Below are 21,614 nucleotides of genomic sequence, written 5' to 3'. Positions count from 1 at the left end.
CGGGGGTGCCTGGGACGGCAGTCCCGTCTCAGGCGCCGGTGCTGCCGAACTCGCGCTCCAGGGAGGCGATCTGGTTGGAACCGAGCCCGCGGACACGGCGGCTCTCGGAGATCCCGAGTCGCTCCATGATCTGCTTGGCGCGGACCTTGCCCACGCCGGGGAGGGACTCGAGCAGGGCGGAGACCTTCATCTTGCCGATGACGTCGTTCTCCTGGCCCTGCTTGATGACCTCGTGGAGGGAGGCGCCGGAGTGCTTGAGTCGATTCTTGACCTCGGCCCGCTCCCGGCGAGCCGCGGCGGCCTTTTCGAGCGCGGCTGCGCGCTGTTCAGGGGTAAGGGGCGGAAGAGCCACGCCTACGTCACCTCGGATGTCGAACTGTCGGATACGGACCGGTGAGGAACCTGATCGCCCCACACCAGTGGAGCAGCGACCAACGCATGTGACGTTGAACGCCGACTCTGCCCCGGAGACTAGCGGCCAATGTCTCTCCAGTCAGCGAGAACAAGCGAAAAGTCCTGGTCAGCATCGACCGACCAGGACTTTTCCGGCATAACAACCGGGTTTTGGGTAAGGATCTTGTCAAGGAATGAGACGGCCCTCACCTGCGGATTGGTCCGGAGGACCCTCAGCCGGCGACGGCCTCGCGGATTTCGGTCGCGTAGCGCTCCGCCGAGGCGCGCAGCGCGGAGGCGTCCGGACCGTGCTTGAGGACGCCGCGGCTGACGTTGGGGACGACGTTGCGGACGGCCGTGCCGAAGACCGCGGGGAGATCGGCGGGGGTGGCGCCCTGGGCGCCGAGGCCGGGGGCCAGGAGCGGGCCGTTGATGTCCAGGTCGAACGAGGACAGGTCGCCGAGCGTCGCGCCGACGACCGCGCCGAAGGAGCCCATGGGGGTCTCCCCCGCGTTCTCCTCGGCGAGGTGGGCCAGCATCGTGGCGCCGATGGTCCGGCCGTCCTCGCGGACGGCCCGCTGGACCTCCGCGCCCTCCGGGTTGGAGGTGAGGGCCAGGACGAAGAGGCCCGCGCCGTTCTCCCGCGCCAGGTCGACGGCCGGCTTCAGGGAGCCGTAGCCGAGGTACGGCGAGACCGTGAGCGCGTCCGAGAAGAGCGGGGAGTCCTTGCGGAGGAAGGCTTCCGCGTACGCGGCCATGGTGGAGCCGATGTCGCCGCGCTTGGCGTCCATGACGACCAGGCCGCCCTCGGCCCGCAGATCGGCGACGGCGCGCTCCAGTACGGCGATGCCGCGCGAGCCGAAGCGCTCGAAGAACGCCGCCTGCGGCTTGAAGACGGCGACGGTCTCCGCGAGCGCCTCGACGACCGTGAAGGTGAAGCGCTCCAGGCCCGCGATGTCGTCGGTCAGGCCCCAGGAGTCGAGGAGAGCCGCGTGCGGGTCGATGCCGACGCAGAGCGGACCGCGCTCGTCCATGGCGGAGCGCAGGCGGGTGCCGAACGGCAGGGGCCGGCCGAGGGGCGTCGTCGAGGGGTGGCGGTCGGGCGACGGGAGGGCGGTCACGTGGTTGCGGCCTTTCGGTTGTCGGCGCCGACGGCCTCGGCGAGGGTGGCGTACGGGGAGGCGGCGAGGCACGCGGCGAGGCCCTTGTGGATCGCGCGGGCGTAGAACGGCCCCTCGTAGATGAAGGCGCTGTAGCCCTGGATCAGGGTGGCACCGGCCAGGATGCGCTGCCAGGCGTCCTCGGCGTTCTCGATGCCGCCGACGCCCACGAGGACCAGCCGGTCGCCCACGCGCGCGTGGAGGCGCCTGAGGACGGCGAGGGAGCGCTCCTTGACGGGGGCGCCGGAGAGCCCGCCGGTCTCCTTGACCAGGGCCGGGTCGGACTTCAGGCCGAGGCCCTCGCGGGCGATGGTGGTGTTGGTGGCGATGATGCCGTCCAGACCGAGCTCCAGGGCCAGGTCGGCGACGGCGTCGACGTCCTCGTCGGCCAGGTCGGGGGCGATCTTGACCAGGAGCGGGACGCGGCGGTCGGTGACCGTGCGGTCGGCCGCCTCGCGCACGGCGGTGAGCAGCGGGCGCAGGGACTCGGTGGCCTGGAGGTTGCGCAGCCCCGGGGTGTTCGGGGAGGAGACGTTGACGACCAGGTAGTCGGCGTACCGGGCGAGGCGCTCGGTGGACTTCACGTAGTCGGCGGCGGCCTCGGCCTCCGGGACGACCTTGGTCTTACCGATGTTGACGCCCACGACGGTCCTGAAGACCGGCACGCGCGCGTGGAGGCGTTCGGCGACGGCGGCGGAGCCCTCGTTGTTGAAGCCCATGCGGTTGATGAGCGCGCGGTCCGGAACCAGCCGGAAGAGCCGCTTCTTGGGGTTGCCGGGCTGGGCCTCGCCGGTGACGGTGCCGATCTCGATGTGGTCGAAGCCGAGCATCGACATGCCGTCGATGGCGACGGCGTTCTTGTCGAATCCGGCGGCGAGACCGAAGGGGCCGTGCATGCGCAGGCCGAGGGCCTCGGTGCGCAGCTCCTTGTACCGGGGCGCGAGCACGGCGGCGACGAAGGTGCGGAGCACCGGGACGCGGGCGGCCAGGCGGATCCAGCGGAAGGCCAGGTGATGGGCCTGCTCCGGGTCCATCCGCTTGAAGACGAGGTCGAAGAAGAACTTGTACATGTGGGGTGTCCTCAGCAAGAGGGGGACACCGTTTCCGGTGTCCCCCTCGTGGGTTGCTAGTCGCGGGCCGCGGTCAGGTGTTCCGCGTGTTCCTGGAGCGAGCGGACGCCGACGTCGCCGTGGCCGAGCGCCTCGATGCCCTGGACGGCGGCGGCGAGCGCCTGGACCGTGGTGAGGCACGGGACGGAGCGGGCGACCGCCGCCGTACGGATGTCGTAGCCGTCGAGGCGGCCACCGGTGCCGTACGGGGTGTTGACGATCAGGTCGACCTGGCCGTCGTGGATCAGCTGGACGATCGTCTTCTCGCCGTTCGGGCCCTCGCCCTCGGACTGCTTGCGCACGATCGTGGCGTTGATGCCGTTGCGCTTGAGCACCTCCGCCGTGCCCGAGGTGGCCATCAGCTCGAAGCCGTGGGCGACCAGCTCGCGCGCCGGGAAGATCATCGAGCGCTTGTCGCGGTTGGCGACGGAGATGAAGGCGCGGCCCTTGGTGGGCAGCGGGCCGTAGGCGCCGGCCTGCGACTTGGCGTACGCCGTGCCGAAGACGGTGTCGATGCCCATGACCTCGCCGGTGGAGCGCATCTCCGGGCCGAGGACGGTGTCCACGCCGCGGCCCTGGATGTCGCGGAAGCGGGTCCACGGCATCACGGCCTCCTTGACGGAGATCGGCGCGTCGAGCGGCAGGGTGCCGCCGTCGCCGGTCTTCGGGAGCAGGCCCTCCTCGCGCAGCTCGGCGATGGTGGCGCCGAGCGAGATGCGGGCGGCGGCCTTCGCCAGCGGTACGGCGGTCGCCTTCGAGGTGAAGGGGACGGTCCGGGAGGCGCGCGGGTTGGCCTCGAGGACGTACAGGATGTCGCCGGCCATCGCGAACTGGATGTTGATCAGGCCGCGGACGCCGACGCCCTTGGCGATGGCCTCCGTGGAGGCGCGCAGGCGCTTGATGTCGAAGCCGCCGAGGGTGATCGGGGGCAGGGCGCAGGCAGAGTCGCCGGAGTGGATGCCGGCTTCCTCGATGTGCTCCATGACGCCGCCGAGGTAGAGCTCGTGGCCGTCGTAGAGGGCGTCGACGTCGATCTCGATGGCGTCGTCGAGGAAGCGGTCGACCAGGACCGGCCGGGTGGGGCTGATCTCGGTGGACTCGGCGATGTACGACTCCAGGCGGGTCTCGTCGTAGACGATCTCCATGCCGCGGCCGCCGAGCACGTACGAGGGGCGTACGAGGACGGGGTAGCCGATCTCGTCGGCGATGGCCTTGGCGCCGGCGAAGGTGGTCGCGGTGCCGTGCTTGGGGGCCGGGAGGCCGGCGTCGGCGAGGACCTGGCCGAAGGCGCCGCGGTCCTCGGCGGCGTGGATCGCCTCCGGGGAGGTGCCGACGACGGGCACGCCGTTGTCCTTGAGCGCCTGGGAGAGGCCCAGCGGGGTCTGGCCGCCGAGCTGGACGACGACACCGGCGACGGGGCCGGCCAGCGTCTCGGCGTGGACGATCTCCAGCACGTCCTCGAGCGTCAGCGGCTCGAAGTACAGGCGGTCGGAGGTGTCGTAGTCCGTGGAGACGGTCTCCGGGTTGCAGTTGACCATCACGGTCTCGTAGCCGGCGTCGCTGAGGGCGAACGAGGCGTGGACGCAGGAGTAGTCGAACTCGATGCCCTGGCCGATGCGGTTCGGGCCGGAGCCCAGGATGATCACGGCGGGCTTGGTGCGGGGCGCGACCTCGCTCTCCTCGTCGTACGAGGAGTAGAAGTACGGCGTCTTGGCGGCGAACTCGGCGGCGCAGGTGTCGACCGTCTTGTAGACCGGGCGGACGCCGAGCGCGTGCCGGACCTCGCGGACGACGTCCTCGCGCAGGCCGCGGATCTCGGCGATCTGGGCGTCGGAGAAGCCGTGGCGCTTGGCCTCGGCGAGCAGCTCGGGATGGAGCTTCTCGGCCTCGGCGAGCTCGTCGGCGATCTCCTTGATGAGGAAGAGCTGGTCGACGAACCACGGGTCGATCTTCGTGGACTCGAAGACCTCCTCGGGGGTGGCCCCGGCGCGGATGGCCTGCATGACGGTGTTGATGCGGCCGTCGGTCGGGCGGACCGCCTCGGTGAGCAGCTCGGCCTTGTCGCCGGGCTCGCCGACGAAGGTGAACTGCGAGCCCTTCTTCTCCAGGGAGCGCAGGGCCTTCTGCAGCGCCTCGGTGAAGTTCCGGCCGATGGCCATGGCCTCGCCGACGGACTTCATGGTCGTGGTCAGCGTGGAGTCGGCCTGCGGGAACTTCTCGAAGGCGAATCGCGGGGCCTTGACGACGACGTAGTCGAGCGTGGGCTCGAAGGACGCCGGGGTCTTCTCCGTGATGTCGTTGGGGATCTCGTCCAGCGTGTAGCCGACGGCGAGACGCGCCGCGATCTTCGCGATCGGGAAGCCAGTCGCCTTGGAGGCGAGGGCGGAGGAGCGGGAGACGCGCGGGTTCATCTCGATGACGATGATCCGGCCGTCGTCCGGGTTGACCGCGAACTGGATGTTGCAGCCGCCGGTGTCGACGCCGACCTCGCGGATGATCGCGATGCCGATGTCCCGCAGCCGCTGGTACTCGCGGTCGGTGAGGGTCATCGCCGGGGCGACGGTGATCGAGTCACCGGTGTGGACGCCCATCGGGTCGAAGTTCTCGATGGAGCAGACGACCACGACGTTGTCGTTCCTGTCGCGCATCAGCTCCAGCTCGTACTCCTTCCAGCCGAGGATGGACTCCTCCAGGAGCACCTCGGTGGTGGGAGAGAGCGTCAGGCCCTGGCCCGCGATGCGGCGCAGCTCGTCCTCGTCGTGGGCGAAGCCGGAGCCGGCGCCGCCCATCGTGAAGGAGGGGCGGACGACGACGGGGTAGCCGCCGAGCGTCTCGACGCCCTCGAGGACGTCGTCCATGGAGTGGCAGATGACCGAGCGGGCGGACTCGCCGTAACCGATCTTGGCCTTGACGGCCTCGACGACACCCTTGAAGAGGTCGCGGTCCTCGCCCTTGTGGATGGCCTCCACGTTGGCGCCGATGAGCTCGACGCCGTACTTCTCCAGGACGCCCTGCTCGTGCATGGAGATCGCGGTGTTGAGCGCGGTCTGGCCACCGAGGGTGGGCAGGAGGGCGTCGGGGCGCTCCTTGGCGATGATCTTCTCGACGAACTCGGGGGTGATCGGCTCGACGTAGGTGGCGTCGGCGATCTCCGGGTCGGTCATGATCGTGGCCGGGTTGGAGTTGACCAGGATCACCCGCAGGCCCTCGGCCTTGAGGATGCGGCAGGCCTGGGTGCCGGAGTAGTCGAACTCGGCGGCCTGGCCGATGACGATCGGGCCGGAGCCGATGACCAGGACGGACTGGATATCGGTGCGCTTAGGCACGCTCGGCCTCCATCAGGGATACGAAACGGTCGAAGAGGTACGCGGCGTCGTGCGGGCCCGCGGCCGCCTCGGGGTGGTACTGGACGGAGAAGGCCGGCTGGTCGAGCAGCTGGAGGCCTTCCACCACGTTGTCGTTCAGGCAGACGTGCGAGACCTCGGCACGCCCGAAGGGGGTCTCGGAGACCTTGTCGAGGGGCGCGTCGACGGCGAAGCCGTGGTTGTGCGCGGTGACCTCGACCTTGCCGGTCGTACGGTCCTGCACCGGCTGGTTGATGCCCCGGTGGCCGTACTTCAGCTTGTAGGTGCCGAAGCCGAGCGCGCGGCCGAGGATCTGGTTGCCGAAGCAGATGCCGAAGAGCGGGGTCCTGCGCTCCAGGACGGCCCGCATCACGGCGACGGGACCGTCGGCCGTGGCCGGGTCGCCGGGGCCGTTGGAGAAGAACACACCGTCGGGGTTGACGGCGTAGACGTCCTCGGCGGTCGCGGTGGCGGGCAGGACGTGGACCTCGATGCCGCGCTCGGCCATCCGGTGCGGGGTCATGCCCTTGATGCCGAGGTCCACGGCGGCGACGGTGAACTTCTTCTCGCCGATCGCGGGGACGACGTACGTCTCCTTGGTGGCGACCTCGGCGGAGAGGTTCGCGCCCGTCATCTCGGGGGCCTGGCGGACCTCGGCGAGCATGGTGCCCTCGTCGGGCAGCACGTTGCCGGAGAAGATGCCGACGCGCATGGCGCCGCTCTCGCGCAGGTGGCGGGTGAGGGCGCGGGTGTCGATGCCGGAGATGCCGACGACGCCCTGGGCGGCGAGCTCCTCGTCCAGCGAGCGCTTGGCGCGCCAGTTGGAGGTGACGCGCGCGGGGTCGCGGACGACGTAGCCGGAGACCCAGATGCGGGAGGACTCGGGGTCCTCGTCGTTGACGCCGGTGTTGCCGACGTGCGGGGCGGTCATCACGACGACCTGGCGGTGGTACGACGGGTCGGTCAGGGTCTCCTGGTAGCCGGTCATGCCGGTGGAGAACACGGCCTCGCCGAAGGTCTCCCCCACGGCCCCGTAGGCACGGCCGCGGAAGATGCGGCCGTCCTCCAGGACGAGTACGGCGGGAACTTTGCCGGTTCCCCGGGTGGAGGTCGTCATCGTGCGGTGCCTTCCGTCGTCTTGATCATGCTGTTGAGGGTCTCGACCCAGGTGGCGTGTTCCGCCGCCCGGTCGGACCGGAAGCCGGAGTCGAGCAGCTTCTCGCCGTGCGCCCACGTGACGATCAGCAGCCCGCCCTCGGCGAGGACCTTGCCCGCGATGCCCTTGTCGAGCCGGGCCTCGCGCAGGGCCGCGGCCGGGATGAAGAAGTCGTTCGCCCCGGGGCGTACGACCTCGACCCCCGCGTCCGTGAGGGTGAGCTCGACGCGGCTGCGGACCCCGAGGCCGTGGGCGACGATCCGGTCGAGCCACTGCCCGGCCGTGGTCGAGCCGTGGTACCGGCCGCTGAGCTTCAGTGTCGCCTCACCGGCGCCCCCGGGCATTCCCGGCAGTTCGGGGAGGTCCGACTGGAGGCTGCCGCGCCACTTCCATCCCTGGCGCATCAGCCAGTAGACGAAGGCGATGAAGAGCAGGAGTCCCGCGACCCAGCCGATCCGTCCGGCCCAGTCGGTCACCTCCGCCGACTTCTTCTCGGCCTCGGCGGCCAGTTCGATGAGTGTCACGCCAGCTTCCCGTCGACGAGCGTTGCCCGGCCCCGCAGGAAGGTGTGGGTGACGCGTCCCGGCAGCTCGCGGCCCTCGTACGGGGTGTTGCGGCTGCGGGAGGCGAAGCCCGCGGGGTCCACGAGACCACGGTATGCCGGATCGACCAGGGTCAGGTTGGCGGGCTCACCTGCCGAGACGGGGCGTCCGTGGCCCTTGGCCTGCCCGATCTCGGCGGGCTTCACCGACATCCGGTCGGCGACGCCGGCCCAGTCGAGGAGTCCGGTCTCGACCATCGTCTGCTGGACGACGGAGAGCGCGGTCTCCAGGCCCACCATGCCCATGGCGGCCGCGGCCCACTCGCAGTCCTTGTCCTCGTGCGGGTGCGGGGCGTGGTCGGTGGCGACGATGTCGATCGTGCCGTCGGCCAGGGCCTCGCGCAGCGCCATCACGTCGCGCTCGGTGCGCAGCGGCGGGTTGACCTTGTAGACCGGGTTGTAGCTCCGGACCAGCTCGTCGGTGAGGAGGAGGTGGTGCGGGGTGACCTCGGCGGTGACGTCGATGCCGCGGGACTTGGCCCAGCGGACGATCTCGACGGAGCCGGCCGTGGAGAGGTGGCAGATGTGGACCCGGGAGCCGACGTGCTCGGCGAGGAGCACGTCACGGGCGATGATCGACTCCTCGGCGACGGCGGGCCAGCCGCCGAGCCCGAGCTCGGCGGAGACGATGCCCTCGTTCATCTGGGCGCCCTCGGTGAGGCGGGGCTCCTGGGCGTGCTGGGCGACGACACCGCCGAAGGCCTTCACGTACTCCAGGGCGCGGCGCATCATCACGGCGTCGTCGACGCACTTGCCGTCGTCGGAGAAGACGGTGACGCCGGCGGCGGAGTCGTGCATGGCGCCGAGCTCGGCGAGCTTCTTGCCCTCCAGGCCGACGGTGACGGCGCCGATGGGCTGCACGTCGCAGTAGCCGGACTCCTTGCCGAGCCGGTAGACCTGCTCGACGACACCGGCGGTGTCGGCGACCGGGAAGGTGTTGGCCATCGCGAAGACGGCGGTGTAGCCGCCGGAGGCGGCGGCGCGGGTGCCGGTGAGGACGGTCTCGGAGTCCTCACGGCCCGGCTCGCGCAGATGGGTGTGGAGGTCGACCAGGCCCGGCAGCAGGATCTGCCCGTCGGCCTCGATCACCGTCGCGCCCTCGGCGGACAGTCCCGTGCCGACCTCCGCGACGGTCTCGCCGTCGATCAGGACGTCCTGCGCCTCGCCGCCCAGCACCTTGGCACCGCGGATAAGAATCTTGCTCATGGTTACTTGCTCTCCTCGGTACGCATGTGGCTGACGGCGGGCTCGTTGCCGCCCAGAAGCAGGTAGAGGACGGCCATCCGGATGGAGACGCCGTTGGCGACCTGCTCGATGACCGTGCAGCGGTCGGAGTCGGCGACCTCGGCGGTGATCTCCATGCCGCGGACCATCGGGCCGGGGTGCATGACGATGGCGTGCTCGGGCATCCTCGCCATCCTGTCGCCGTCGAGCCCGTACCGCCGGGAGTACTCGCGCTCGGTCGGGAAGAAGGCCGCGTTCATCCGCTCGCGCTGCACACGCAGCATCATGACCGCGTCGGACTTCGGCAGCACGCTGTCGAGGTCGTAGCTGATGTCGCACGGCCAGGTCTCGACGCCGACCGGGACGAGCGTGGGCGGGGCCACCAGGGTGACCTCGGCGCCGAGGGTGTGCAGCAGGTCGACGTTGGAGCGGGCGACCCGGCTGTGCAGGACGTCTCCGACGATCGTGATGCGCTTGCCGGCGAGGTCCTGGCCGAGGCCGGCATCGCGGCCGACGAGACGGCGGCGCATGGTGAAGGCGTCCAGCAGGGCCTGGGTGGGGTGCTGGTGGGTGCCGTCGCCCGCGTTGACGACGGGAGCGTCGATCCAGCCGGAGGTGGCGAGCCGGTACGGGGCTCCGGAGGCGCCGTGGCGGATGACGACGGCGTCGACGCCCATCGCCTCCAGGGTCTGCGCGGTGTCCTTGAGGGACTCGCCCTTGGAGACGCTGGAGCCCTTGGCCGCGAAGTTGATCACGTCGGCGGAGAGGCGCTTCTCGGCGGCCTCGAAGGAGATCCGGGTACGGGTGGAGTCCTCGAAGAAGAGGTTGCAGATGGTCCGGCCGCGCAGCGTGGGCAGCTTCTTGATCGGCCGGTCGGCGACCCGCGCCATCTCCTCGGCGGTGTCGAGGATGAGGACGGCGTCGTCGCGCGTGAGGTCGGCGGCCGAGATGAGGTGACGCATCATCGGGGTGTTCTCCGTGGTCGGGAGGTGGGGGGCCCTGGGGTGTGCAGGACCGCCCCGGCGGGGGCGCGGGCGCGCAGGGGTGTGCCCTGGACCCGTCGGGAAGCCGGACCGGCTAGGCGGTGGTCTTGCTGCCGAGCAGCACGGTGTCGCGACCGTCCTCCTCGGCGAGCTGGACCTTGACCGTCTCGCGCAGCGACGTGGGGAGGTTCTTGCCGACGTAGTCGGCACGGATCGGGAGTTCGCGGTGGCCGCGGTCGACGAGGACCGCGAGCTGGACGGCCCTGGGGCGGCCGATGTCGCCGAGCGCGTCGAGCGCGGCGCGGATCGTACGGCCGGAGAAGAGCACGTCGTCGACGAGGACGACCAGCCGGCCGTCGACGCCGTCACCGGGGATCTCGGTGCGGCCGATGGCGCGGGCGGGCTTCATCCGCAGGTCGTCGCGGTACATGGTGATGTCGAGCGAGCCGACCGGGACCTTGCGTCCGGTGATCTCGGCGAGCTTGTCGGCCAGCCGACGGGCGAGGAAGACGCCACGCGTCGGGATGCCGAGGAGGACCACGTCGTCGGCGCCCTTGGCGCGCTCGACGATCTCGTGGGCGATGCGGGTCAGGACCCGCGCGATGTCGGGGCCCTCGAGAACCGGGCGTGCCGCATCGGTGTGCTGCTGTGCGTCCATATGAAACGGACCTCCTTCTCCGCCTCACGGGACGGACCTTAAAGGACGTCGGATTTGCGCCCTCGACTCTACCAGGGGCGGGTGACCGCCCTGCTCACCACCCTGCCGCCACTCCGGGCGCCGTCCCCCGGGAGGGGGCGGTATGGACCATTCGGCTTGACGGAGGAGAGTAACGCTGCGTAACCTCACAGTGAGTTACCAGCCAGGCGGCGGAGCCGCACGTTGTCTACAGCGTCCAGCGTCCGGGGAGCTATATGTCCAGCGAATACGCAAAGCAGCTCGGGGCCAAGCTCCGTGCCATCCGCACCCAGCAGGGCCTTTCCCTCCACGGTGTGGAAGAGAAGTCCCAGGGCCGCTGGAAGGCCGTCGTGGTCGGCTCGTACGAGCGTGGTGACCGTGCAGTGACGGTGCAGCGCCTCGCCGAGCTGGCGGACTTCTACGGCGTCCCCGTGCAGGAGCTCCTGCCGGGCACGACCCCGGGCGGGGCCGCCGAGCCGCCGCCGAAGCTCGTGCTCGACCTGGAGCGGCTTGCCCACGTCCCGCAGGAGAAGGCCGGCCCGCTGCAGCGCTACGCGGCGACGATCCAGTCGCAGCGCGGTGACTACAACGGCAAGGTCCTGTCGATCCGCCAGGACGACCTGCGCACGCTCGCGGTCATCTACGACCAGTCGCCCTCGGTTCTGACCGAGCAGCTCATCAGCTGGGGCGTCCTGGACGCGGACGCGCGCCGCGCGGTCGCCCACGAGGAGAGCTGAGCGAGAACTCAGCAGAAACGTTGCCGCCGGGGCGCGGAGGGCCTGAGAGCCTTCCGCGCCCCGGCGGTTTCTCTGTGTCCCGAGGGGGCTCTGGAGGCCCGGAGGGGGCTCTGGAGGCCCCTGAGCCGGAGGCAGGACCCGGACACGTCGAAGGGGCCCGCAGCACGATGTGCTGCGGGCCCCTTCGACTGCCGGAGGCCGTTTCTCAGGCGTCCCGGCGCAGGCGCGGCTTCAGGTCCTTGAAGCGCGCCAGAAGGCCGTTGACGAAGGTCGGGGACTCGTCCGTGGAGAACTCCTTGGCGAGCTGCACCGCCTCGTCGATCGCCACGGCGTCCGGGGTCTCGTCGAGCCAGATCAGCTCGTACGCACCGAGGCGCACGATGTTCCGGTCGGCGACCGGCATCCGGTCCAGGTCCCAGTCCACCGCATAGGTGGCGATGAGCTCGTCGATCCGGTTCGCGTGGTCCGCGTACCCCTCGACCAGCACCATCGTGAACTCGTTGACCGGCGGCTGACGGTCGTCGGACCGTGCGTGCCGAACCCAGTCCGCGAGGACCTGCTGCACGGACGCACCGCGCTGGTCGGCCTCGAAGAGGATCTGGAAGGCGCGCTTACGGGCCTTGCTGCGGGCAGCCACGGTTAGTCGTTCACCCGGCCGAGGTAGTCGCTGCTGCGGGTGTCGACCTTGATCTTCTCACCGGTGGTGATGAAGAGCGGGACCTGGATCTCGTGGCCGGTCTCCAGCCTGGCGGGCTTGGTGCCACCGGTGGAGCGGTCGCCCTGGACGCCCGGGTCCGTGTGCTCGATGGTCAGCACGACGGCGGCGGGGAGCTCGACGTAGAGCACCGAGCCCTCGTGCTGGGCGACCGAGGCGGTGAAGCCCTCGATCAGGAAGTTGGCGGCGTCGCCGACGGCCTTGCGGTCGACGTGCAGCTGGTCGTAGGTCTCCATGTCCATGAAGACGAAGTAGTCGCCGTCCATGTAGGAGAACTGCATGTCGCGGCGGTCGATGGTGGCCGTGTCGACCTTCACGCCCGCGTTGAAGGTCTTGTCGACGACCTTGCCGGACAGCACGTTCTTGAGCTTGGTGCGCACGAAGGCCGGGCCCTTGCCGGGCTTGACGTGCTGGAACTCGACGACGGACCAGAGCTGGCCGCCTTCGAGCTTGAGCACCATGCCGTTCTTGAGGTCGTTCGTGGAAGCCACGGTTGCGGAATCTCCTGGACTGACGTGGACCGGGGAGGCGTACGCGCCCTACAGCGCGAGCAGCTCCTTGGTCGTAATGGTGAGTAGCTCGGGTCCGCCGTCCGCCTCCTGGCGCACGACGAGCGTGTCATCGATCCGGACCCCGCCCCGGCCCGGGAGGTGGACCCCCGGTTCGACGGTGACCGGCACACAAGCGTCCAGTTTACCCATGGCCGCGGGTGCGAGCTGCGGGTCCTCGTCGATTTCGAGCCCGACACCGTGCCCGGTGACCGGCGGGACGGCCTCACCGTGCCCCGCCGCGTCCAGGATCTGGCGTGCCGCGCGGTCCACGTCGCGGAACTCGGTACCGGGGGCGAGGGACTCCCGTCCGGCCCGCTGAGCGGCGAAGACGAGGTCGTACAGCTCGATCTGCCAGTCCGCGGGGGTGGTACCGATGACGAACGTACGGCCGATCTCGCAACGGTAGCCGCGGTAGTTGGCGCCGAGGCAGACGGAGAGAAAATCTCCCTCCTCGACCCGGCGGTCGGAGGGCTTGTGGCCGCCGCGCCCGGAGTTGGGGCCGGTGCCCACGGAGGTCGGGAAGGCCGCGCCGTCCGCGCCGTGGTCGACGAGCCGGCGCTCCAGTTCGAGCGCGAGATGCCGCTCGGTCCGCCCCACGAGGATGGATTCGAGCAGCTCGCCCAGCGCCTGGTCGGCGATCTCGGCGGCGATCCGCAGACAGGCGATCTCGTCCTCGTCCTTCACGATCCTCAACTGCTCGACGGCTCCGCCGAGGTCGGCGAGCCGGAGCTGCGGTGCGACCGAGCCCATCGCCCTGTGACGGGCCACGGTCAGATGGTGCTCCTCGACGGCGAGGGCGTCCGCGCGCGCCTTGGCCGCGATGCCGACGGCCGCGACCGCCGGATCCCCTCCGGCGGCGGGCAGCACCGTCTGGCTGAGCAGCTCGTCGAGCCGCCCGTCGGCCGGATCGGCACCCGGTGCGGTCGGGCAGAGCAGCACATCCTCGTCCGGGCCGAGCAGGAGTACGGCGCCGGGGGGCGAACCGCCCGCGAGATAGCGGACGTTGGCGGGGCGGGAGACCAGGGCCGCCGGGCTGCCCGCTGCCGCGCACCGGTCGCGCAGCCGCGCACGGCGGTCCGCATACACCTGTGACATGTTCCGAGCCTACGAGCAGCCGGGCGTCCCGGCCCGCTCAGCGCGGCCGACCGGGCCACGGGCGGCCGCCCAGGCCCGTCCCCGAGCGGGCCGGGCTAGGGGCCGGGCCGGGGCACGGGTCGGCCCGGGTCACCAGGCGGGTGGGCTCGCGATGGAACGGGCCAGGACCTCGTCGAGGACACGGGCGGTGGTCTCGACGTCGTACGTGGAGTTGTCGATGATCGGCAGGCCGGAGCCGTACCAGCCTGCCATCCGGCCGTGTATGGACGCGACCTCCTCGTCCGACAGACGCCGGTTGCCGCTGCGCTCGGCGTTCCGCTCCAGGACGATCTCCAGACCGGGCAGCAGGACGACCGGAAGCAGCCCGGGGCCGACGTGCCGCTTCCAGCCGCCGAGGCCCACGACCGGGCGGTCCGGGAAGACGGCGTCGTCGAGGATGCAGGAGATGCCGTTGGCCAGGAAGTTTCGGGCGGCGAAGCCGCACGTGCGCCGGGCCAGGCGGTACTGGGCCTCGGAGTGCTCGTTCCAGCCCGACTGCGGATCGGCGAAACCGGAGCAGACCCATTCGCGGACGTCGTCGAGGCTGATGTGCGCGGTCGGCACGCGACGGCTCTGCGCCCAGTGACGGGCGACGGTCGTCTTGCCTGCGCCCGCGGGGCCGATCAGCAGCACGGCGAGGGTCGCCGTTCCGGTGCCGGGTTCGGCGGGCGGCGCGGAGGGGATGGGGACGGGCGGCAGGGGCACCTGTCCGGTGATGTCACGCGGCGGGGAACCCGGCTGCCCGGAATGCACCGGTACGCCTCCGGGGCCCCAGCCGGGGGCCTGCGGCGGCGAGTACGGGGCGGCAGCGCCGGGGGCCTGCGGGGCCGGCGGCGGTATCGACGGTCCTGGCGGGGGCCCCGGCGGCGCGGCGTGCGGCTGTGCGGGGGGCTGGGGCGCCGCCGGATGACCGCCCTGCGGTGCGGGCGGTACGGGAGGTACGGGCGGTCGGCCCGCGCCGGGCGTCCACCCCGAGGGGTCGGGCGGCAACGGAGCCCCCACTGCGTGCTGCATCCGGTGCCACTCCGTCTCGTACGGCCGATACTTCCGGGTACGTTACCGCCCCCGGCCCCCACAGGGGGAACGGCCGGGGGCGGAAAAGGGTGCCCTGCCTGCTACTTCGGCCGGGCGGGTGCCGTCGATCGCCCCGTCAGCCGGCCAACTCCTCGGCCAGCGCCCGCAGGGCCAGCCGGTAGGAGCCGATACCGAACCCGGCGACGGTCCCGGTCGCCACCGCGGCGACGACCGACGTGTGCCGGAACTCCTCCCGGGTGTACGGGTTCGAGATGTGCACCTCGATGAGCGGCGCGGTCCGCTGGGCGGCCGCGTCGCGCATCCCGTACGAGTAGTGGGTGAACGCGCCCGGGTTGAGGACGACCGGGATCGAACGGTCCGCCGCGTCGTGGAGCCAGCGGATCATCTCGCCCTCGTCGTTGGTCTCCCGGACCTCCACGTCGAAGCCGAGCTGCTCACCGAGGGCCCGGCAGGACTCCACCAGGCCCTTGTACGACGTGGCGCCGTAGATGTCGGGTTCGCGGGAGCCCAGCCGGCCGAGGTTCGGGCCGTTCAGGACGAGGACGTGCCGGGGGTCGCTCACGCGGACACCTCGCCGTAGGCGGCGACGAGGACGGCGGGGTCGGGGCCTTCGAGGACGGTGGGCTTGGCCAGGCCGTCGAGGACGATGAACCGGAGCAGGTCGCCCCGCGACTTCTTGTCGACCTTCATCGTCTCCAGCAGCTTGGGCCACTGGTCACCGCGGTAGGTGAGCGGAAGGCCGACGGACTCCAGGACGGCGCGGTGCCGGTCGGCGGTCGCGTCGTCCAGACGCCCGGCCAGACGCCCCAGCTCGGCGGCGAACACCATGCCGACCGAGACGGCGGCGCCGTGACGCCACTTGTAGCGCTCGTTCTTCTCGATCGCGTGGGCCAGGGTGTGGCCGTAGTTGAGGATCTCCCGGCGGCCCGACTCCTTCAGGTCACCGGAGACGACCTCGGCCTTGACCTCGATCGAGCGGACGATCAGCTCGGCGGTGTGCGGGCCGGCGGGGGTACGGGCGGCCTGCGGGTCGGCCTCGACCAGGTCGAGGATCACCGGGTCGGCGATGAAGCCGGCCTTGATGATCTCCGCGAGGCCGCTCACGTAGTCGTTGACCGGCAGGGAGTCCAGCGCGGCCAGGTCGCAGAGGACCCCGGCCGGCGGGTGGAAGGCACCGACGAGGTTCTTGCCCTCGGCGGTGTTGATGCCCGTCTTCCCGCCGACGGCCGCGTCCACCATCGCGAGCACCGTCGTCGGCACCGCGATCCAGCGGACCCCGCGCAGCCAGGTCGCGGCGACGAAGCCCGCGAGGTCGGTGGTGGCTCCTCCGCCGACACCGACGACGACGTCGGTGCGGGTGAAGTTGGACTGGCCGAGCGCCTTCCAGCAGTACGCGGCCACCTCGGCCGTCTTGGCCTCCTCGGCGTTCGGCACCTGGATGGCGATCGCCTCGTAGCCCTGCTCGGCCAGGTCCTCGCGCAGCGCCTCACCGGTCCCGGCGAGCGCCTCGGGGTGGATCACCGCGACCCGCTTCGCCTTCGTCCCGATCAGCGAGCCCAGCTCACCCAGCAGCTGCCGCCCGACCAGCACCTCGTACGCGTCGTGTCCGGCGCTCGCGCCGACCTGGATCCGCGTCACCTGGTCTGTCATACGTCCTTCAACTCCAGAGCGTCGAGGACCGCCTGGGCGACCTCTTCGGGTGTGCGGTCGTCGGTGGCCACGACGACCCGCGCGACTTCGGTGTACAGGTGGCGCCTGGCCTCCATCAGCTCGCGCCACTGGCGGCGCGGGTTGACGGCGAGCAGCGGGCGGGCGGCGCCGAGGCCCACGCGCCGTACGGCTTCCTCCACGTCCATCGACAGATAGGCGACGGGGAGGCCGGCCAGGAGTGTGCGGGTGTTCTCGTCGAGGACGGCACCGCCGCCGAGGGCGAGGACTCCCGTGTGCTCGGCGACGGCGGTGGCGACCGCCTGCCGCTCCAGCTCACGGAAGTACGGCTCGCCCTCGTCGACGAAGATGTCGGAGATCTCCCTCCCCTGCGTCGCGACGATGTCCGCGTCGGTGTCCCGGTAGGAGACGCCGAGCCGCTCGGCGAGCAGGGCGCCCACCGTGGACTTGCCGGACCCCATGGGGCCGACGAGGACGACCAGCGGGCCGCCCGTCACCGGATCTGCAGGTTGTCGAGGTACGACCGCACGTTGCGGCGGGTCTCCGGCACGGAGTCGCCGCCGAACTTCTCGACCACCGCGTCCGCAAGCACCAGCGCCACCATGGCCTCGGCCACGATCCCCGCGGCCGGCACAGCGCAGACGTCGGAGCGCTGGTGGTGGGCCTGGGCTGCCTCTCCGGTCGCGACGTCGACGGTGGCGAGCGCGCGTGGGACGGTCGCGATGGGCTTCATCGCGGCGCGGACGCGGAGCAGCTCACCGGTGGTCAGACCGCCCTCGGTGCCGCCGGAGCGGCCGGAGGTGCGCTTGATGCCGTCCTCGGTGCGCACGATCTCGTCGTGGGCCTCGGAACCGGGCACGCGAGCGAGCTCGAAACCGTCGCCGACCTCGACGCCCTTGATGGCCTGGATGCCCATGAGCGCGGCGGCGAGCCGCGCGTCGAGCCGACGGTCCCAGTGGACATGGGACCCGAGCCCGACCGGAACCCCGTAGGCCAGGACCTCCACCACGCCACCCAGGGTGTCGCCGTCCTTGTGGGCCTGGTCGATCTCCGCGACCATCGCCTTCGACGCGTCCGCGTCCAGGCACCGCACCGGATCGGCGTCGAGCTTCTCGACGTCGGCGGGGGTCGGGTACACGCCGTACGGAGCCTTCGCCGCGGCCAGCTCCACCACGTGCGAGACGATCTCGATGCCGGCGGCCTCCTTGAGGAAGGAGCGGGCGATGGCGCCGAGGGCGACCCGTGCGGCGGTCTCACGGGCGCTGGCGCGCTCCAGGATCGGCCGGGCCTCGTCGAAGCCGTACTTCTGCATGCCGGCGAGGTCGGCGTGACCGGGACGCGGCCGGGTCAACGGCGCGTTGCGACCGGTCTCCTTGAGCTCCGAGGGGTCGACCGGGTCGGCCGACATGACCTTCTCCCACTTCGGCCACTCCGTGTTCCCCACCATCACGGCGACCGGAGAACCCAGCGAGAGACCGTGCCGGACACCGCCCAGGAAGGTGATCTCGTCCTGCTCGAACTTCATCCGCGCGCCACGCCCATAGCCGAGACGCCGCCGCGCAAGGTGGTCCGCCACCAGCTCCGTGGTCACCGGGACACCGGCGGGAAGACCCTCCAGCGTCGCGACCAGCGCGGGACCGTGCGACTCTCCGGCTGTCAGCCAGCGCAACCTGCTCAACGATGCTCCTCATGCTCGCGCCTGGAACTGCTGTGGCGCGGCCGGGTGCGCGGCCCTGGCCCGCCACCCCCGATCCTCCCACGTCCGGGGGCCGAACCCGGCCGTCGGTCCAGCCATCGGACGCGAAGAACGTCAGATCGCTTGGGTCACAGGTTCAGGCCGGGGAGCGCGAGGTGCGAACGGCGCGCCACAGCCGGCGCCCGCCCTCCACCACGAGGAAGGTCAGACCGAGGGCGGCGACGGTGTTCTCCGCCCACTCGGGCAGCAGGTTCACGATCAGCTTGAACAGCGAACCGGCCCAGTCGGCGGCAAGCGTCTGCGGGCCGTTCACGAGGCGGCCAGGGCCCTCTCACCGGCGTCACGCATGGCGGCCAGCGGGGCCTCGGGGACGCCCGTCATCTGCTCGACCTGGAGGACGGCCTGGTGGACGAGGAGGTCGAGGCCGCCGAGGACCGCGCCCCCGCCCTTCGACCACGCCGCTGCGAGCGGTGTCGGCCAGGGGTGGTACAGCACGTCGAAGAGGGTGCCGGGTGCGCCGGGGACCTCCGCCGCGAGCGCGTCGGTGGTTCCGGCAGGGGTGGTGGCGATGACGAGCGGGGCGGCGAAGGCCCGGTCCGCGTTCGCCCAGTCGGCGCTGCGCACGTCCACACCCAGCCGCTCGCCCCAGCCCCGCATCTCCTCGGCCCGGGCCTCGCTCCGTACGTACGCCGTGACCGGGCCGGTGCAGATCCGCGCGAGGGCTGCGAGCGCGGAGGAGGCGGTGGCACCGGCCCCGAGGATCGCGGCGGACTCGACCTTGTCGACGCCCCGCTCCCGCAGGGCGGCGATCAGGCCGGGGATGTCCGTGTTGTCGCCGACCCGGCGGCCGTCCTCGGTGAAGACGACCGTGTTGACGGCCTCGACCGAGGCGGCCGTGTCGCTGATCTCGTCGAGCAGCGGGATGATCGCCCGCTTCAGCGGCATGGTCAGGGAGAGACCGGCCCAGGACTCGTCCAGTCCGGCGACGAAGCCGGGAAGCCCGGACTCGTCTATCTCGAACCGGTCGTACGACCACGCGTCGAGGCCGAGCGCGGCGTAGGCCGCCCGGTGCAGGACCGGGGAGAGCGAGTGCGCGATCGGCGAACCCAGGACGGCCGCGCGCCGCGGTGACGGCATCAGTTCTTCCTCGACTTGTTGAACTCGTTGACGAGCTTCTGGTGGTCGGCGTTCGTCTTGGTGAACTGGGACGTCTTGCCGTCGAGGGAGATGAAGTAGTACCAGCCCTCGTCCGTCGGGTTCACCACGCCCTTCAGCGCCTCGTTGCCCGGGTTCCCGATCGGACCGGGCGGCAGGCCCTTGTAGAAGTACGTGTTGTAGACGTTGTCGTACTTTCGCAGCTCTTCGAGGCTGAGGTCGATCTTGCTCTGGTTCTTGATGTAGTTGTATGTCGAGTCGAACTCGAGCTTGCCGTAGGTCTGCGGGTTGCTGGGCTTGAGCCGGTTGTAGACGACCTCGGCCATCTTGCGGAAGTCGTCGTGCGACGTGCCCTCGGCCTGGACGAGGCTCGCGATGGTGATGAGCTGCCAGGGGCTCTCGACCCCGAGCTGCTTCGCCTTGGCCTCCAGGTCGTACTTCGCGTACTCGGCGTTGGAGCGGGCGACCATCTTGCGCAGCACGTCCTCGGGCTTGTTGCCCTTGGCCACCGGGTAGCTCGCCGGGAAGAGGAAGCCTTCCAGCGGATCCTTCAGGTCCTCGTGGTTCTTCGCCCACTCCGGAAGGCCCAGGTCGTCCGCCTTCGCCTTGGCGACGCCCTGGGTGGTGCCCGCCTTGAGCTCGAGCTTCTTGTCGATCTGCTCGTAGACCCAGACGTTCCGCCGGCCTTCGGGAATCACGAAGTTCGCCTGGCTCGCCGGGTCGAGCATCATCGTGACGGCGCTCTCCGCCGACATCTCCTTCTTCAGCGTGTAGACACCCGCCTGGATGGAGAGGCCCTTGGGGTTCTTCCCCTGGGCGGCGACGAAGGCGTCCACGCTCTTGACGACGCCGGCCTTCTTGAGGATGTTGCCGATCTCGTAGCCGCCGGAGTCCTTGGGGATCTCGACCTGGACCGTGCCGCTGCCGGCACCCGTGAAGTCGGGCGCCTCACCGAACTGGCCCTGCCAGAACTGGTAGCCGAAGTAGCCGATGCCGCCGACGCCGCCCACGAGGACGAGCGCGACGACCAGACAGGCGACGCCGTTCCTGCTCTTCTTGCCCTTGCCGCCTCTGCGGTCACGCCCGCCCCGCGACGACCGCCTGTCGCCGGGCTCGTCGTCGTACTCGTCGTCGTCGGTGCCGTCCTCACCGGTGAAGAAGGGGTGCCGCTCCTCCTCCTCGGCCTCGGCGGCCGCCTCCGCCTCCCATTCGGTGACAGGCTCCGGCGGTGCCTGCCGCCGGCCCGGGGGCTGCGGCGGCGGGTACGCCTCGGGGGTGCCGTAGAGGTCGGGGTTCTGACCGCCGTAGGGGTCGGCGGGCGTCGCGCCGTACGGCATGGCCGCCTGGCCCGTCTCCCACGTGGGGTCGTACTGCTGTACGGGATACCCGGACGTGTCGTAACCCTGGGCCTGCTGGTCCTGGTATCCGCCGTACGTCGCGGGATCCACGTACTGCTGGGGGTGCTGCGCCTGCTGCTGGTACTGCCCCTGCTGCTGGTACTGCTGAGGGTGCTGGTGCTGCTGAGGGTGGTGCGGCTGCTGATAGTGCGGGTCGTAGCCCTGCCCCTGGCCCTGGCCGTACGCGTCCTGGTGACCGTACTGCTGCTGCGCCTGCTGCGGGTACTGCGGCTGGCCTCCCCATCCCTGGTCCCCGTACAACGGGTCCTCGGGATGCCACGGTTCGGAGCCGGGGCCCCGGCCATACTCAGTCATCGATCCCCAAACAGCCGCGAGGCTTCCGGACGGTCCGCCTCTACGTAGTGCGGCAGCTGTTCGAACACGCCGCATCGCGCGGAACGTTACCGTATCGCGATCAGATGACCACTTCGACGCCCTCGCCGGGAGGATTACCCGATACCCGTTCGGACTCAAGAGCGTTCTGAAGGATGATCACAGCGGCGGCCTGATCGATGACGGACCGCCCCTTCTTCGACTTCACTCCCGAGGCCCGGAGCCCCTGGGTCGCCGTCACGGTGGTCATCCGCTCGTCGACCAGGCGGACCGGGACCGGGGCGATGCCCTTCGCCAGCTCACCCGCGAAGCGCCGGACCTTGGCCGCGGCCGGGCCCTCGCCCCCGGAGAGGGAACGAGGGAGCCCGACCACGACCTCGATCGGCTCGTACTCCTCGACGATTCCCCGGAGCCGCCGGTGGGCGGCCGGGACGTCACGTCCCGGCACGGTCTCCACCGGGGTGGCGAGGACCCCGTCGGGGTCGCACGAGGCGACCCCGATCCGGGCGTCCCCGACGTCGATCGCGAGACGACGACCACGGCGCAT

Annotated in this window: 22 protein-coding genes; 1 reads left to right on the top strand and 21 read right to left on the bottom strand. The window is 70.9% G+C overall.

All coding sequences use genetic code 11. The annotated features are described in order from the left end of the window. Positions 1 to 28 precede the first annotated feature (28 nt). The 9 genes from ACF1G2_RS21275 to pyrR all read right to left on the bottom strand — a co-directional run bounded on the left by ACF1G2_RS21275 (position 29) and on the right by pyrR (position 10,628). Positions 29 to 352: an integration host factor gene (locus ACF1G2_RS21275; protein ID WP_026246651.1), complete on the bottom strand. Its 324-nt coding sequence runs from the start codon at positions 350 to 352 to the stop codon at positions 29 to 31. Positions 353 to 626: 274 nt separating this feature from the next. After that, entirely contained in the window at positions 627 to 1,514 is an 888-nt protein-coding gene (pyrF, locus tag ACF1G2_RS21270) for an orotidine-5'-phosphate decarboxylase (RefSeq protein WP_391799757.1), read from the bottom strand. Beyond that, the gene (locus tag ACF1G2_RS21265; RefSeq protein WP_391799756.1) at positions 1,511 to 2,623 is read right to left on the bottom strand and encodes a quinone-dependent dihydroorotate dehydrogenase; all 1,113 of its coding nucleotides are present in this window, start codon (positions 2,621 to 2,623) and stop codon (positions 1,511 to 1,513) included. Before ACF1G2_RS21265 ends, pyrF begins: the two co-directional genes overlap by 4 nt. 56 nt (positions 2,624 to 2,679) lie before the next feature. Next, positions 2,680 to 5,988 (bottom strand): carbamoyl-phosphate synthase large subunit, encoded by a 3,309-nt coding sequence (carB, locus tag ACF1G2_RS21260; protein WP_391799755.1) that lies wholly within the window; start codon positions 5,986 to 5,988, stop codon positions 2,680 to 2,682. Next, complete coding sequence (gene carA, locus ACF1G2_RS21255; RefSeq protein WP_391799754.1) at positions 5,981 to 7,123, bottom strand: glutamine-hydrolyzing carbamoyl-phosphate synthase small subunit; 1,143 nt, start codon at positions 7,121 to 7,123, stop codon at positions 5,981 to 5,983. Before carA ends, carB begins: the two co-directional genes overlap by 8 nt. After that, complete coding sequence (locus ACF1G2_RS21250) at positions 7,120 to 7,686, bottom strand: hypothetical protein (protein WP_391799753.1); 567 nt, start codon at positions 7,684 to 7,686, stop codon at positions 7,120 to 7,122. Before ACF1G2_RS21250 ends, carA begins: the two co-directional genes overlap by 4 nt. After that, complete coding sequence (locus tag ACF1G2_RS21245) at positions 7,683 to 8,969, bottom strand: dihydroorotase (RefSeq protein WP_391799752.1); 1,287 nt, start codon at positions 8,967 to 8,969, stop codon at positions 7,683 to 7,685. The genes ACF1G2_RS21250 and ACF1G2_RS21245 overlap by 4 nt, the downstream gene beginning before the upstream one ends. Positions 8,970 to 8,971: 2 nt before the next feature. Further along, a complete protein-coding gene (locus tag ACF1G2_RS21240; protein ID WP_352186560.1) occupies positions 8,972 to 9,952 on the bottom strand; it encodes an aspartate carbamoyltransferase catalytic subunit in 981 nt (326 codons plus the stop codon). A gap of 112 nt (positions 9,953 to 10,064) precedes the next feature. Beyond that, complete coding sequence (gene pyrR, locus ACF1G2_RS21235) at positions 10,065 to 10,628, bottom strand: bifunctional pyr operon transcriptional regulator/uracil phosphoribosyltransferase PyrR (RefSeq protein WP_391799751.1); 564 nt, start codon at positions 10,626 to 10,628, stop codon at positions 10,065 to 10,067. A gap of 254 nt (positions 10,629 to 10,882) precedes the next feature. On the opposite strand from pyrR, the gene bldD reads away from it, so the two are divergent. After that, entirely contained in the window at positions 10,883 to 11,383 is a 501-nt protein-coding gene (gene bldD, locus ACF1G2_RS21230; RefSeq protein ID WP_005319862.1) for a transcriptional regulator BldD, read from the top strand. A gap of 205 nt (positions 11,384 to 11,588) precedes the next feature. On the opposite strand, the gene nusB is transcribed toward bldD, so the two are convergent. The 12 genes from nusB to ruvX form a co-directional block, all read right to left on the bottom strand. After that, positions 11,589 to 12,020, bottom strand: coding sequence for a transcription antitermination factor NusB (nusB, locus tag ACF1G2_RS21225; RefSeq protein WP_352186558.1), 432 nt, complete (start codon positions 12,018 to 12,020; stop codon positions 11,589 to 11,591). Positions 12,021 to 12,022: 2 nt separating this feature from the next. Next, positions 12,023 to 12,589 carry an elongation factor P gene (gene efp / locus ACF1G2_RS21220; RefSeq protein ID WP_391799750.1) on the bottom strand — a complete coding sequence of 189 codons (567 nt, stop codon included), beginning with the start codon at positions 12,587 to 12,589 and terminating at the stop codon, positions 12,023 to 12,025. Positions 12,590 to 12,637: 48 nt separating this feature from the next. Next, the gene (locus ACF1G2_RS21215) at positions 12,638 to 13,744 is read right to left on the bottom strand and encodes a M24 family metallopeptidase (RefSeq protein ID WP_391799749.1); all 1,107 of its coding nucleotides are present in this window, start codon (positions 13,742 to 13,744) and stop codon (positions 12,638 to 12,640) included. Positions 13,745 to 13,873: 129 nt separating this feature from the next. Then, positions 13,874 to 14,797, bottom strand: coding sequence for an AAA family ATPase (locus ACF1G2_RS21210; protein ID WP_391799748.1), 924 nt, complete (start codon positions 14,795 to 14,797; stop codon positions 13,874 to 13,876). A 136-nt stretch (positions 14,798 to 14,933) separates the two neighbouring features. Then, positions 14,934 to 15,380: a type II 3-dehydroquinate dehydratase gene (gene aroQ, locus ACF1G2_RS21205; protein ID WP_391799747.1), complete on the bottom strand. Its 447-nt coding sequence runs from the start codon at positions 15,378 to 15,380 to the stop codon at positions 14,934 to 14,936. Next, positions 15,377 to 16,468, bottom strand: a complete 1,092-nt coding sequence (aroB, locus tag ACF1G2_RS21200) for a 3-dehydroquinate synthase (RefSeq protein WP_391799746.1) — start codon at positions 16,466 to 16,468, stop codon at positions 15,377 to 15,379. The genes aroQ and aroB overlap by 4 nt, the downstream gene beginning before the upstream one ends. Further along, on the bottom strand, positions 16,465 to 16,983 hold the full coding sequence (locus ACF1G2_RS21195) for a shikimate kinase (protein ID WP_391799745.1): 519 nt from the start codon (positions 16,981 to 16,983) through the stop codon (positions 16,465 to 16,467). The genes aroB and ACF1G2_RS21195 overlap by 4 nt, the downstream gene beginning before the upstream one ends. Further along, positions 16,980 to 18,164, bottom strand: a complete 1,185-nt coding sequence (aroC, locus tag ACF1G2_RS21190; RefSeq protein ID WP_391799744.1) for a chorismate synthase — start codon at positions 18,162 to 18,164, stop codon at positions 16,980 to 16,982. The genes ACF1G2_RS21195 and aroC overlap by 4 nt, the downstream gene beginning before the upstream one ends. Positions 18,165 to 18,318: 154 nt before the next feature. Continuing rightward, positions 18,319 to 18,495 (bottom strand): hypothetical protein, encoded by a 177-nt coding sequence (locus tag ACF1G2_RS21185; protein WP_391799743.1) that lies wholly within the window; start codon positions 18,493 to 18,495, stop codon positions 18,319 to 18,321. Beyond that, positions 18,492 to 19,319, bottom strand: a complete 828-nt coding sequence (locus ACF1G2_RS21180) for a shikimate dehydrogenase (RefSeq protein ID WP_391799742.1) — start codon at positions 19,317 to 19,319, stop codon at positions 18,492 to 18,494. The genes ACF1G2_RS21185 and ACF1G2_RS21180 overlap by 4 nt, the downstream gene beginning before the upstream one ends. Further along, entirely contained in the window at positions 19,319 to 21,049 is a 1,731-nt protein-coding gene (mltG, locus tag ACF1G2_RS21175; protein WP_391799741.1) for an endolytic transglycosylase MltG, read from the bottom strand. Before mltG ends, ACF1G2_RS21180 begins: the two co-directional genes overlap by 1 nt. A 100-nt stretch (positions 21,050 to 21,149) precedes the next feature. Further along, on the bottom strand, positions 21,150 to 21,614 hold the full coding sequence (ruvX, locus tag ACF1G2_RS21170; protein ID WP_391799850.1) for a Holliday junction resolvase RuvX: 465 nt from the start codon (positions 21,612 to 21,614) through the stop codon (positions 21,150 to 21,152).

It is taken from the genome of Streptomyces sp. NPDC013457, from assembly GCF_043089925.1.
Classification (GTDB): Bacteria; Actinomycetota; Actinomycetes; order Streptomycetales; family Streptomycetaceae; genus Streptomyces.
Note: the sequence above shows the minus strand (reverse complement) of the source record. Positions and strands in the feature narration are given on the sequence as shown.